We start from the raw sequence: 13385 nt of genomic DNA on the forward strand, positions 1-13385 counted from the left end.
GTCGTTACCTCGCTTCACGGGCCGGGCGCTGACGGTCACCACGGTCGCCGCGATCGTGACGATCGTTGCGCGACGGGGTGTCGTCCTGCTTTTCCTGGCCAACCTGGGAGAAATCGAAGACCTCGCCCTTGTAGATCCAGACCTTGATGCCGATGATGCCGTAGGTCGTCTTGGCTTCAGCGAAGCCATAGTCGATGTCGGCACGCAGGGTGTGCAGCGGCACGCGGCCTTCGCGGTACCACTCCGAACGGGCGATTTCTGCACCGTTGAGGCGGCCACCCACGTTGACCTTGATGCCCAGGGCACCCAGGCGCATCGCGTTGCCGACCGAGCGCTTCATTGCACGGCGGAACATGATGCGACGCTCCAGCTGCTGGGCGATCGACTCGGCAACGAGCTGCGCGTCCAGTTCCGGCTTGCGCACTTCGGTGACGTTGATGTGCGCCGGGACGCCCATCATCTCGCTCACTTCCTTGCGCAGCTTCTCGATGTCCTCACCGCGCTTGCCGATCACCACGCCCGGACGGGCGGTGTGGATCGTCACGCGAGCGGTCTTGGCCGGACGCTCGATCAGGATCTTGCTGATGCCGGCCTGAGCCAGCTTCTTGCGCAGCATTTCGCGCACTTTCAGGTCGGCTGCCAGGTAACCAGCGAACTCGGCCTTGTTGGCGTACCACTTGGAGTTCCAGTCCTTGGAAATGCCGAGGCGGATACCAATCGGATGAACTTTATGACCCATGGTCTTTTCCTTATCCGCTTACTTGGCGGCGCCCACAACCACAGTGATGTGGCTGGTGCGCTTGAGGATGCGGGTACCGCGGCCTTTCGCCCGCGCCATGAAACGCTTCAGGGTCGGACCTTCATCAACCATGATGGTCTGAACCTTCAGCTCGTCGACGTCGGCGCCCTGGTTGTTCTCGGCGTTGGCAATTGCCGACTCCACCACCTTCTTGATCAGGTGGGCAGCCTTCTTGTCCGAGAACTTCAGCAGGTTGACCGCACGCTCGGCCGGCAGACCGCGCACCTGGTCGGCGACCAGACGAGCCTTCTGCGGGGAGATGCGCGCAGTGCGCAGGATGGCTTTCGCTTCCATTGTCATCTCTCCTTACTTGCCCGACTTCTTGTCACCACCGTGACCCTTGAAGGTCCGGGTGATGGCAAATTCGCCGAGCTTGTGGCCGACCATGTTCTCGTTGACGAGAACCGGAATGTGGTTCTTGCCGTTATGCACGGCAATGGTGACGCCTACCATGTCAGGCAGGATCATCGAACGGCGCGACCAGGTCTTGATCGGCTTCTTGCTGCCCGCAGCGGCCTCCACCTTCTTGACGAGGTGGTGATCGACGAACGGGCCCTTCTTGAGTGAACGTGCCATGGTCGATTAGCCCCTACGATCGCGGACGATGAACTGCTGAGTGCGCTTGTTATGGCGCGTCTTGTAACCCTTGGTCGGGACACCCCACGGGGTGACCGGATGCGGGTTACCCTGGCCGGCCTTGGCCTCACCACCACCGTGCGGGTGGTCAACCGGGTTCATGGCAGCACCACGAACGGTCGGGCGGACGCCGCGCCAACGCTTGGCACCGGCCTTGCCCAGCTTTTCCAGGCTGTGCTCGTCGTTGCCGACTTCGCCGATGGTGGCGCAGCACTCGACCGGAACCTTGCGCATTTCACCCGAGCGCAGGCGCAGGGTGGCGTAGATGCCTTCGCGAGCCACCAGCTGCACGGCCGCACCGGCGGCGCGAGCGATCTGAGCGCCCTTGCCCGGCTTCAGTTCGATGCAGTGGATGGTGGTGCCGACCGGGATGTTGCGCAGCGGCAGGGTGTTGCCGGCCTTGATCGGGGCGTCCGAACCAGCGATCACCTGATCACCAGCCTTCAGGCCCTTCGGGGCGATGATGTAGCGACGCTCACCGTCGACGTAGCACAGCAGGGCGATGTGGGCGGTGCGGTTCGGATCGTATTCGATGCGTTCCACGCGCGCCGGGATGCCCAGCTTGTTGCGCTTGAAGTCGATGATGCGGTAGTGCTGCTTGGCACCACCACCGACGTGACGCACGGTGATGCGGCCATGGTGGTTACGACCACCCGAGCGGCTCTGCGACTCGACCAGTGCGGCGTGCGGAGCACCCTTGTGCAGGTCGGGGGTGACCACGCGCACGGCCGAACGGCGGCCGGGGGAGGTGGGCTTGAATTTCATCAATGGCATGGGATGTACCTCAGGCCTTGGCCGTTACATCGATCGACTGGCCATCGGCCAGGCGAACGTACGCCTTGCGCCAATCGCCGCGGCGGCCAGCACGGTTACGGAAGGACTTGTTCTTGCCCTTGACGTTGACCACGTTGACGGCTTCGACCTTGACGTCGAACAGCTGCTCGACCGCGGCCTTTACATCGGCCTTGGTGGCTTCGTTCGAAACTTCGAAGACATACTGGTTGGAGAGTTCCTGCAGGCGCGCGGTCTTTTCGGAGACACGCGGGGCACGCAGCACGCTGAAGATTTTTTCGTTGCTGTTCATGCCAGCCACTCCTCGACCTTCTTGACCGCGTCAGCGGTGATGACGACCGTGTCGGCACCGACCAGCGACACCGGGTCCAGACCCTGCACGTCACGCACCTGCACGTACGGCAGATTGCGGGCGGACAGGTACAGGTGCTCGGAGGCTTCTTCAGTGACGATCAGCGGGCGCTTGCCCACTTCCAGGCCGGCCAGCTTGGCGATCAGACCCTTCGTGTTGGTCACTTCGACATCGAAGGACTCCACGATGGTCAGACGGCCCTGACGGTTCAGCTCGGACAGGATCGCGCACATGGCGGCACGGTACTGCTTACGATTGACCTTCTGCTCGAAGCTGCGCGGCTTGGCCGCGAAGGTGACACCGCCGCCGACGAAGATCGGAGCCGTCAGTGCGCCATGACGCGCGCCGCCGCCCTTCTGCTTCTTCGACTTCTTGGTGGTACCAGCCACTTCAGAACGAGTCTTCTGTGCCTTGGTGCCGGCGCGACCGGCGTTGCGGTAGGCAACGACGACCTGGTGGACCAGATCTTCGCTGAAATCGCGACCGAACACGGCGTCGGAGACCGAGACCTTGTTGTTGCTACCCGTGATAACGAGTTCCATCGTCATCTCTCCTTATGCCTTGCTCGCCGGACGGACGATCACGTCGCCACCCGCCGCGCCCGGAACGGCGCCGCGAACCGCGATCAGACCGCGCTCGACGTCGACCTTGACCACTTCCAGGTTCTGGGTGCTCTGCTGCACCGCGCCCATGTGGCCCGACATCTTCTTGCCCGGGAAAACACGACCCGGGGTCTGGCGCTGACCCAGCGAACCCGGCGCGCGATGCGACAGCGAGTTACCGTGGGTTGCATCGCCCATACGGAAGTTGTGGCGCTTGATGGTGCCCTGGAAGCCCTTACCCTTGGTGACACCCTGGACGTCGACGATCTGGCCGACTTCGAAGATGTCCGCCTTGACTTCGCCGCCAACGGCGAAATCGCCGAGCTGCGCGTCTTCAACGCGGAATTCCCACAGGCCACGACCCGCTTCCACCTTCGCCTTGGCGAAGTGGCCGGCTTCCGGCTTGTTGACCAGGGCAGCGCGACGCGCGCCGACGGTCACCTGCACGGCGCTGTAACCGTCGGTTTCGACGGTCTTGATCTGCGCGATGCGGTTCGGGGTTGCTTCGATCAGGGTCACCGGGATGGAGCGGCCATCTTCAGTGAACACGCGGCTCATGCCAGCCTTGCGGCCCACGAAGCCCAACGAATACTTCTTCGTCATGGTCGTAGTCCTCAGGTCAGCTTGATCTGAACGTCGACGCCGGCAGCCAGTTCGAGCTTCATCAGCGCGTCCACGGTCTTGTCATTCGGGTCAACGATATCGAGCACGCGCTTGTGCGTGCGGGTCTCGTACTGGTCACGCGCGTCCTTGTCGACGTGCGGGGAGACGAGAACGGTGTAACGCTCGATCTTGGTCGGCAGCGGGATCGGGCCACGCACTTGCGCGCCGGTCCGCTTTGCCGTTTCAACGATCTCGCTGGCCGAACGGTCGATCAGACGATGATCGAACGCTTTCAGCCGGATCCGGATCTTTTGGTCCGCCATGGCGGTAGGTTCCTTCGTTAAAAGAGCGACAGACAAAGCCTCTGGGTTGCTTTGCCCCATGAAATTCCTGAATACGGACGGCCCGCACTCCTGCAGGCCGCCAAGGTCACTCCATAGACCTCAAAAACGTAGGCAGACCAGTTTCCCGGCCTGCCCAGACGTAGAAGCATAATGGCACGCAAGGCAGCTGTCAACAGTCGCCTGTTGACGCCGCCTGAATGGCATTGACCCTTCCTGGTCCGGGGAACACAAGGCACATCCTGTGCCTGCTTTCCCATTTGATACGCCCCGATGCCCTACCCAGGCAACATCGGGGCGCAGATACTACCAGATTACTCGATGATCTTCGAGACCACGCCGGCGCCGACGGTACGGCCGCCTTCGCGGATGGCGAAGCGCAGGCCTTCGTCCATTGCCACCGGGTTGATCAGGGTGACGACCATCTTGACGTTGTCACCCGGCATCACCATTTCGACGCCTTCCGGCAGTGCAGCTGCGCCGGTGATGTCGGTGGTGCGGAAGTAGAACTGCGGGCGGTAGCCGTTGAAGAACGGGGTGTGGCGGCCGCCTTCGTCCTTCGACAGGACGTACACTTCGCCTTCGAACTTGGTGTGCGGCTTGATCGAACCCGGCTTGGCCAGGACCTGGCCACGCTCGACGTCGTCACGCTTGGTGCCGCGCAGCAGCAGGCCAGCGTTGTCGCCTGCCTGACCCTGGTCCAGCAGCTTGCGGAACATTTCAACGCCGGTCACGGTGGTCTTCTGCACCGGACGGATGCCGACGATTTCGATTTCGTCGCCAACCTTGATCACGCCGCGCTCGATACGACCGGTCACCACGGTGCCGCGGCCCGAGATCGAGAACACGTCTTCCACCGGCATCAGGAACGGCTTGTCGATTGCGCGCTCCGGCTCCGGGATCCAGCTGTCCAGGGCGTCGACCAGCTTCAGGATGGCCGGCACGCCGATGTCGCTCTGGTCGCCTTCCAGCGCCAGACGGGCCGAACCGGCGATGATCGGGGTGTCGTCGCCCGGGAAGTCGTACTTGCTCAGCAGCTCGCGCACTTCCATCTCGACCAGCTCGAGCAGCTCGGCGTCGTCGACCATGTCGGCCTTGTTCAGGAACACGACGATGTACGGCACGCCGACCTGACGCGACAGCAGGATGTGCTCGCGGGTCTGCGGCATCGGGCCGTCAGCGGCCGAGCACACCAGGATCGCGCCGTCCATCTGGGCGGCACCGGTGATCATGTTCTTGACGTAGTCAGCGTGGCCCGGGCAATCGACGTGGGCGTAGTGACGGACCGGGGATTCGTATTCGACGTGCGCGGTCGAGATCGTGATGCCACGAGCCTTTTCTTCCGGCGCGGCGTCGATCGAGGAGTAGTCCTTGAACTCGCCACCGAAGCGCTCGGCACCGATCTTGGTCAGTGCGGCGGTCAGCGTGGTCTTGCCGTGGTCGACGTGACCGATGGTGCCGACGTTGACGTGCGGCTTGGTGCGCTCGAACTTACCCTTTGCCATTGTTCTATACCTTGATTTTGTAAGTGGTTTTCAGGAGAGGCTGAGCGAGGCTCAGCCCTTCTTCATGACGGCTTCGGCGATGTTGTTCGGCGCCGGCTCGTAGTGGTCGAATTCCATGGTGAAGGTGGCGCGGCCCTGGGTCTGCGAACGCAGCGCAGTGGCGTAGCCGAACATTTCACCCAGCGGGATCATCGCGTTGATGATCGAAGCGGAGCCGTCACCGGTGGTGTCGGAACCCTGCAGCACGCCGCGACGACGGCTGACGTCGCCCATCACGTCACCCTGGTAATCCTCCGGGGTCACGATCTCGACCTTCATGATCGGCTCCAGCAGCACCGGCTTGGCCTTGGCGAAGCCCTGCTTGAAGGCCATCGACGAAGCCAGCTTGAACGCCATTTCCGAGGAGTCGACGTCGTGGTACGAACCGAACACCAGCTTCACCTTGACGTCCACGACCGGGAAGCCAGCCAGCGGGCCGCTGGTGATGGTTTCGCGCAGGCCCTTTTCGACCGACGGAATGAATTCCTTCGGGATCACGCCGCCGGTGATGTCGTTGATGAACAGGAAGTCGTCCTTGATCAGCGGAGCGATCTTGGCATCGGCACGGTCTTCAGCGGTGATCGGCGACAGCTCGATCACGACGTGACCGTACTGACCCTTACCACCGGACTGCTTGGCGTGCTTGTAGTCCGACTTGACGTCAGCCAGGGTGATGGTTTCGCGGTAGGCCACCTGCGGCGCGCCGACGTTGGCTTCAACGTTGAACTCGCGCTTCAGGCGGTCGACGATGATGTCCAGGTGCAGCTCGCCCATGCCCGAGATGATGGTCTGGCCGGATTCTTCGTCGGTCTTGACGCGGAACGACGGATCTTCCTGCGCCAGGCGACCCAGGGCCAGGCCCATCTTTTCCTGGTCCGACTTGGTCTTCGGTTCGACGGCCATCGAGATCACCGGCTCCGGGAACGTCATGCGCTCCAGGATGATCGGCTGGTCGATCGAGCACAGGGTGTCACCGGTGGTGGTGTCCTTCAGGCCCACGGCAGCGGCGATGTCACCGGCCAGAACTTCCTTGATTTCTTCGCGGTTGTTCGAGTGCATCTGCAGGATGCGGCCGATGCGCTCCTTCTTGCCCTTCACCGAGTTCAGGACGGTGTCACCACCGTTCAGGGTGCCCGAGTAGACACGGAAGAAGGTCAGCGCGCCGACGAACGGATCGGTGATGATCTTGAAGGCCAGCGACGAGAACGGAGCCTTGTCGTCGGACTTGCGGGTCATGGCGACGTTTTCGTCGTCCACGTCGGTACCGGTCACGTCCGGCACATCGACCGGCGACGGCAGCAGCTGGATCACGCCGTCCAGCATGGCCTGCACGCCCTTGTTCTTGAACGCCGAACCGCAGTACATCGGGACGATTTCGGTGGCCAGGGTGCGGGTACGCAGCGCGTTGATGATTTCAGCCTCGGCCAGCTCTTCACCGCCCAGGTACTTTTCCATCAGCTCTTCGCTGGCTTCAGCCGCGGTTTCGATCATGTAGGTGCGGGCTTCTTCAGCCTTTTCCTGCAGGTCGGCCGGGATTTCGCCGTACTCGAACTTCATGCCCTGCGAGGCCTCATCCCAATGGATGGCCTTCATCTTCAGCAGGTCGACGACGCCCTTGAAGCCTTCTTCAGCGCCGATCGGCAGCTGCATCGGCACGGCGACGGCGCCGAGCTTGGCCTTCAGCTGGTCACGGACCTTGTAGAAGTTGGCACCGGTGCGGTCCATCTTGTTGACGAACGCGATGCGCGGCACCTTGTAGCGGTTGGCCTGGCGCCACACGGTTTCCGACTGCGGCTGCACGCCACCGACGGCACACAGGACGAAGACGGCACCGTCGAGCACGCGCAGCGAGCGCTCCACTTCGATGGTGAAGTCGACGTGCCCGGGGGTGTCGATGATGTTGAAGCGGTGCTCCGGCAGGGACTTGTCCATGCCCTTCCAGAACGCGGTGGTGGCAGCGGACTGGATCGTGATGCCACGCTCCTGCTCCTGCTCCATCCAGTCCATGGTGGCGGCGCCGTCGTGCACTTCACCGATCTTGTGGCTCTTGCCGGTGTAGAACAGGATGCGCTCGGACGTGGTGGTCTTGCCGGCATCGATGTGAGCCATGATGCCGAAGTTGCGGTAACGCTCGATGGGAGTGGAACGGGCCACGGGAGCCTCTCAGATTTCTTGGATTTCGGATGGCCGAACGCCGCCTTTCGGCGGCCTTCGGATTGGCGCAGTCCTTCCGGGACCGCGAGGCAGCACGCACCGAAGTGGTGCTGCCCTGCCTGTTTTACAAGGCCGTCAAACTCACCAGCGGTAGTGGGCGAATGCCTTGTTGGCTTCGGCCATGCGGTGGGTTTCTTCGCGCTTCTTGATGGCGCCGCCACGGTTTTCCGAGGCGTCGATCAGTTCAGCAGCCAGCTTCTTCGGCATGGTGTTCTCACCACGCTTGCGCGCGGAGTCGATCAGCCAGCGCATGGCCAGGGCCATCTTGCGCGACGAACGCACTTCGACCGGCACCTGGTAGGTGGCACCACCGACGCGGCGCGACTTGACTTCGACCGCCGGAGCGACGTTGTCCAGAGCCTTCTGCACCAGTTCAATGGCGTTGGCGCTGCTGTTCTTCTCGGTGATCACGTCCATGGCGCCATACACGATCTTTTCGGCGACGGACTTCTTGCCGCTCTGCATGACCATGTTGATGAAGCGGGCGATGGTTTCGCTTCCGTGCTTCGGATCGGGCAGGACGGAACGCTGCGGAGTATTACCCTTACGCGACATAGTGGTCTCTCCTTATGCCTTCGGACGCTTGGCGCCGTACTTGGAACGGGCCTGGCGACGCTTGGCAACGCCGGCGGCGTCGAGCGAGCCACGAACGGTGTGGTAACGCACACCCGGCAGGTCCTTGACGCGACCGCCGCGGATCAGGACCACGGAGTGCTCCTGCAGGTTGTGGCCTTCACCACCGATGTAGGAAATCACTTCTTCCTGGTTGGTCAGGCGGACCTTGGCAACCTTGCGCAGAGCCGAGTTCGGCTTCTTCGGAGTGGTGGTGTAGACACGGGTGCAGACGCCACGGCGCTGCGGGCACTTGTCGAGCGCCGGCGAGGCACTCTTGTAGGTGGTCGCTTGCCGCGGCTTGCGGACCAGCTGGTTGATCGTCGCCATCAGTAGGTTCTTCTGATTGGTGGCCGGAAAATCCGACCAGAGATGCGGAAATGTTAAAGCAGGCCGAAATTTTGGCCTGCTGAGACAGACGATTGTAGCAACCTGCCAGGAAAGCAGTCAAACGCCTCCTGTCAAGCCCGTCCCTGATCCCGGGACGTTACTGGGGGGCCTCCATGTACCCCGTTCAGGTTGACAGGGTCGATCGCGGACGATCTCCCCTGCCCTTTCCCAATCCCATCGATGGACCGACGGGGTGGTCCGGCCTTGCGGCCGGACCGGATACCTCATTCTTCGCCCGATGCCTGTTCAGCTTCGGCTTCAACCACCGGCGCCTCGACCGCGGCCGGGGTACCGGCCAGAGTCTGCATCTCCGACTCGGTGAGACCGGAAGCGCCGCGGCGGCGGTTGCTGTGGTACGCCAGGCCGGTACCGGCCGGAATCAGGCGACCCACGATGACGTTTTCCTTCAGGCCACGCAGGTTGTCCGAGGTGCCGCGGACGGCCGCTTCGGTCAGCACGCGGGTGGTTTCCTGGAACGACGCGGCCGAGATGAACGACTCGGTCGCCAGCGACGCCTTGGTGATACCCAGCAGGACCGGATCGAAGTGCGCCGGCAGCTCGTTGCGGGTCGACAGGCGCGCATTCTCCTCGATAACGCGCTGGCGCTCCACCTGCTCGCCGTTCAGGAACTTGCTGCTGCCCTGGTCGGTGATCTCGACCTTGCGCAGCATCTGGCGGGTGATCACCTCGATGTGCTTGTCGTTGATCTTCACGCCCTGCAGGCGGTACACGTCCTGGATTTCCTTCACCAGGTAGGCCGCCAGCGGTTCGACACCCAGCAGACGCAGGATGTCCTGCGGGCTCGGCTCGCCGTCCACGATGGTTTCACCCTTGGTGACATGCTCGCCTTCGAACACGATGACCTGGCGGTACTTCGGGATCAGCTCTTCGTGCTCCGAACCATCGGTGTCCTTGATGATCAGGCGCTGCTTGCCCTTGGTGTCCTTGCCGAAGCTGATGATGCCCGAACGCTCGGCCAGCACCGCCGGATCCTTCGGCTTGCGCGCTTCGAACAGGTCGGCCACGCGCGGCAGACCACCGGTGATGTCGCGGGTCTTCGAGGCTTCCTGCGGGATCTTGGCGACGACGTCGCCCACGCCCACCGGGGCGCCGTCCTGCAGGTTGACGATCGAACGCGGCGGCAGCAGGTACTGCGCCGGCAGGTCGGTGCCCGGGATCGACAGGTCGTTGCCCTTGGCGTCGACGATGCGCACGATCGGGCGCAGGTCCTTGGCCTGGGTACCACGACGCTTCGGATCGGTGATTTCGCGCGAAGCGAGGCCGGTCAGCTCGTCGGTCTTCTCGATGACGGTGATGCCGTCGACGAAGTCGATGAAGCGGATGAAGCCGGCCACTTCCGACACGATCGGGTGGTTATGCGGATCCCAGTTGGCCACGGTCTGGCCAGCCTTGATCGCATCACCGTCCTTGGACGTGATGGTCGCACCGTACGGCAGCTTGTAACGCTCGCGCTCACGGCCGTGGGCATCGAGCACCGAGATTTCGCCCGAGCGCGACACCGCCACCAGCGAGCCGTTGGCGTGCTCGACCGACTTGAGGTTGCTGAACTTGACCGAGCCGGTGGTCTTGACGGTGATGTTGTCGACCGCAGCCGCTCGCGACGCCGCACCACCGATGTGGAACGTACGCATGGTCAGCTGGGTACCCGGCTCACCGATGGACTGGGCGGCGATGACGCCGACCGCTTCACCGATGTTGACCAGGTGGCCACGGGCCAGATCGCGGCCGTAGCAGCGACCGCAGACACCGAAGGCCGATTCGCACGAGATCGTCGAACGCACCTTGATGCTCTGCACGCCGGCGTCTTCCAGCTTGGCGACCCAGGCTTCGTCCAGCAGGGTGTTGCGGGTGACGATCGGATCTTCGTCGTTGCCCGGCAGGAACACGTCCTCGGCCACCACGCGACCCAGCACGCGATCCTTCAGCGGCTCGACCACGTCGCCGCCTTCCACGATCGGGGTCATGATCAGGCCTTCGGTGGTACCGCAATCCACCTCGGTGATCACCACGTCCTGCGCGACGTCGACCAGACGACGGGTCAGGTAACCCGAGTTCGCGGTCTTCAGCGCGGTATCGGCCAGACCCTTACGGGCACCGTGGGTGGAGTTGAAGTACTCCTGCACGTTCAGGCCTTCGCGGAAGTTCGCCTTGATGGGCGTCTCGATGATCGAGCCGTCCGGGCGGGCCATCAGGCCACGCATGCCGGCCAGCTGACGGATCTGCGCCTGCGAACCACGCGCACCGGAGTCGGCCATGATGTACAGCGAGTTCATCGACTTCTGGTCGATGGTCTCGCCCTTGGCATTGACCACCTTCTCGGTACCGATGGTGTCCATCATCGCCTTGGCGATGCGCTCGTTGGTGCGCGACCAGATGTCGACCACCTTGTTGTAGCGCTCGCCGGCGGTGACCAGGCCCGACTGGTACTGCTCCTGGATTTCCAGCACTTCGGCTTCGGCCTCGGTGAGGATGCCCTTCTTCTCGTCCGGGATCAGCATGTCGTCGATGCCGATCGACACGCCGGCGCGGGTCGCGTAGGCGAAGCCGGTGTACATCAGCTTGTCGGCGAACACGACCGTGTCCTTCAGACCCAGCTGGCGGTAGCTGGAGTTGATCAGGCGGCTGATGTTCTTCTTGGTCAGCTCGGTGTTGGCCAGCGCGAACGGCAGGCCTTCCGGCAGGATTTCAGCCAGCAGGGCGCGACCGATCGTGGTGTCCACGATCGAGGTCTTGTTCTGCTTCACGCCGTCTTCGTCGGTCACCACCTCGGTGATGCGGACCTTGACGCGTGCGTGCAGTTCCACCACGCGGTTGTCGTAGGCACGCTTGACTTCGGCGATGTTGGCGAAGGCCATGCCCTCGCCCTTCTTGTTTTCCAGCGAGCGGGTCATGTAGTACAGACCCAGCACGACGTCCTGCGACGGCACGATGATCGGCTCGCCGTTGGCCGGCGACAGGATGTTGTTGGTCGACATCATCAACGCACGCGCTTCCAGCTGGGCTTCCAGCGAGAGCGGCACGTGGACGGCCATCTGGTCACCGTCGAAGTCGGCGTTGAACGCGGTGCAGACCAGCGGGTGCAGCTGGATGGCCTTGCCTTCGATCAGCACCGGCTCGAACGCCTGGATGCCCAGACGGTGCAGGGTCGGCGCACGGTTCAGCATCACCGGATGCTCGCGGATGACCTCTTCCAGGATGTCCCAGACTTCGGCTTCTTCGCGCTCGACCAGCTTCTTGGCGGCCTTGATGGTGGTGGCCAGGCCACGACGCTGCAGCTTGGCGAAGACGAACGGCTTGAACAGCTCCAGCGCCATCTTCTTCGGCAGGCCGCACTGGTGCAGGCGCAGGTACGGACCGACCACGATGACCGAACGGCCCGAGTAGTCGACGCGCTTGCCGAGCAGGTTCTGGCGGAAGCGACCCTGCTTGCCCTTGATCATGTCGGCCAGCGACTTCAGCGGGCGCTTGTTGGTACCGGTGATGGCACGGCCACGACGGCCGTTGTCCAGCAGCGCATCGACCGATTCCTGCAGCATGCGCTTTTCATTGCGCACGATGATGTCCGGCGCGCTCAGTTCGAGCAGGCGGCGCAGGCGGTTGTTACGGTTGATGACGCGGCGGTACAGGTCGTTCAGGTCGGAGGTCGCGAAGCGGCCGCCGTCCAGCGGAACCAGCGGACGCAGGTCCGGCGGCAGCACCGGCAGCACGGTCATGACCATCCATTCCGGACGGTTGCCCGATTCCAGGAAGGCTTCGATCAGCTTGATGCGCTTGGTCAGTCGCTTGAGCTTGGTTTCCGAACCGGTGGCGGCGATTTCTTCGCGCAGGCGGGTCATTTCCGACTGCAGGTCGATCGTGCGCAGCAGTTCGTACACGGCCTCGGCGCCCATCGCGGCGTCGAAGTCGTCACCGTGCTCCTGACGGGCCTGCAGGTACTGTTCTTCGGTCAGCAGCTGGCGGCGCTCCAGGGCGGTCAGGCCCGGCTCGGTCACCACGTACGCTTCGAAGTACAGCACGCGCTCGATGTCGCGCAGGGTCATGTCCAGCATCAGGCCGATGCGCGACGGCAGCGACTTCAGGAACCAGATGTGCGCGACCGGCGAGGCCAGGTCGATGTGGCCCATGCGCTCGCGGCGCACCTTGGCCAGGGTCACTTCGGTGCCGCACTTCTCGCAGACCACGCCGCGGTGCTTCATGCGCTTGTACTTGCCGCACAGGCACTCGTAGTCCTTCACCGGGCCGAAGATGGCGGCACAGAACAGGCCGTCACGTTCCGGCTTGAAGGTACGGTAGTTGATGGTTTCCGGCTTCTTCACTTCGCCGAAGGACCACGAACGGATCAGGTCCGGCGAGGCCAGCGCGATCTTGATCGCGTCGAAGTCCAGCGTCTGGCGCTGCTGGTTGAAGAGGTTGAGCAGGTCTTTCATGGTGTTCTCCAGAAGGAGGAATGCTGTGTCGATGGGCTTTCAGTTGACTGCC

General features: G+C 63.2%; 13 protein-coding genes. All 13 read right to left on the minus strand.

Annotated elements, in window-relative coordinates:
• Nucleotides 1–4: 4 nt before the first annotated feature.
• On the minus strand, nt 5–739 hold the full coding sequence (gene rpsC, locus SSKA14_RS20620) for a 30S ribosomal protein S3 (RefSeq protein ID WP_004145350.1): 735 nt from the start codon (nt 737–739) through the stop codon (nt 5–7).
• Nucleotides 740–757: 18 nt separating this feature from the next.
• The gene (gene rplV, locus SSKA14_RS20625) at nt 758–1093 is read right to left on the minus strand and encodes a 50S ribosomal protein L22 (protein WP_004145348.1); all 336 of its coding nucleotides are present in this window, start codon (nt 1091–1093) and stop codon (nt 758–760) included.
• 12 nt (nt 1094–1105) lie between these two features.
• Complete coding sequence (gene rpsS, locus SSKA14_RS20630; protein ID WP_004154485.1) at nt 1106–1375, minus strand: 30S ribosomal protein S19; 270 nt, start codon at nt 1373–1375, stop codon at nt 1106–1108.
• A 6-nt stretch (nt 1376–1381) separates the two neighbouring features.
• Entirely contained in the window at nt 1382–2209 is an 828-nt protein-coding gene (gene rplB, locus SSKA14_RS20635; RefSeq protein WP_004145339.1) for a 50S ribosomal protein L2, read from the minus strand.
• 10 nt (nt 2210–2219) lie between these two features.
• Nucleotides 2220–2519 (minus strand): 50S ribosomal protein L23, encoded by a 300-nt coding sequence (gene rplW, locus SSKA14_RS20640; RefSeq protein ID WP_004145338.1) that lies wholly within the window; start codon nt 2517–2519, stop codon nt 2220–2222.
• Nucleotides 2516–3121 (minus strand): 50S ribosomal protein L4, encoded by a 606-nt coding sequence (gene rplD / locus SSKA14_RS20645; RefSeq protein WP_004145337.1) that lies wholly within the window; start codon nt 3119–3121, stop codon nt 2516–2518. Before rplD ends, rplW begins: the two co-directional genes overlap by 4 nt.
• Nucleotides 3122–3133: 12 nt before the next feature.
• The gene (gene rplC / locus SSKA14_RS20650) at nt 3134–3784 is read right to left on the minus strand and encodes a 50S ribosomal protein L3 (RefSeq protein WP_004145336.1); all 651 of its coding nucleotides are present in this window, start codon (nt 3782–3784) and stop codon (nt 3134–3136) included.
• Nucleotides 3785–3795: 11 nt separating this feature from the next.
• A complete protein-coding gene (gene rpsJ, locus SSKA14_RS20655; RefSeq protein WP_005408208.1) occupies nt 3796–4107 on the minus strand; it encodes a 30S ribosomal protein S10 in 312 nt (103 codons plus the stop codon).
• Nucleotides 4108–4439: 332 nt separating this feature from the next.
• Nucleotides 4440–5630 carry an elongation factor Tu gene (gene tuf / locus SSKA14_RS20660; protein ID WP_004154360.1) on the minus strand — a complete coding sequence of 397 codons (1191 nt, stop codon included), beginning with the start codon at nt 5628–5630 and terminating at the stop codon, nt 4440–4442.
• 51 nt (nt 5631–5681) lie between these two features.
• Nucleotides 5682–7823, minus strand: coding sequence for an elongation factor G (fusA, locus tag SSKA14_RS20665; RefSeq protein WP_008267148.1), 2142 nt, complete (start codon nt 7821–7823; stop codon nt 5682–5684).
• A 141-nt stretch (nt 7824–7964) separates the two neighbouring features.
• Complete coding sequence (gene rpsG / locus SSKA14_RS20670; protein WP_004145321.1) at nt 7965–8438, minus strand: 30S ribosomal protein S7; 474 nt, start codon at nt 8436–8438, stop codon at nt 7965–7967.
• 12 nt (nt 8439–8450) lie between these two features.
• The gene (gene rpsL, locus SSKA14_RS20675) at nt 8451–8825 is read right to left on the minus strand and encodes a 30S ribosomal protein S12 (protein ID WP_004145320.1); all 375 of its coding nucleotides are present in this window, start codon (nt 8823–8825) and stop codon (nt 8451–8453) included.
• A gap of 284 nt (nt 8826–9109) precedes the next feature.
• A complete protein-coding gene (gene rpoC, locus SSKA14_RS20680; protein ID WP_004154358.1) occupies nt 9110–13333 on the minus strand; it encodes a DNA-directed RNA polymerase subunit beta' in 4224 nt (1407 codons plus the stop codon).
• Nucleotides 13334–13385 lie beyond the last annotated feature (52 nt).

Origin of the sequence: Stenotrophomonas sp. SKA14, assembly GCF_000158575.1 — a bacterium.
Classification (GTDB): Bacteria; Pseudomonadota; Gammaproteobacteria; order Xanthomonadales; family Xanthomonadaceae; genus Stenotrophomonas; species Stenotrophomonas forensis.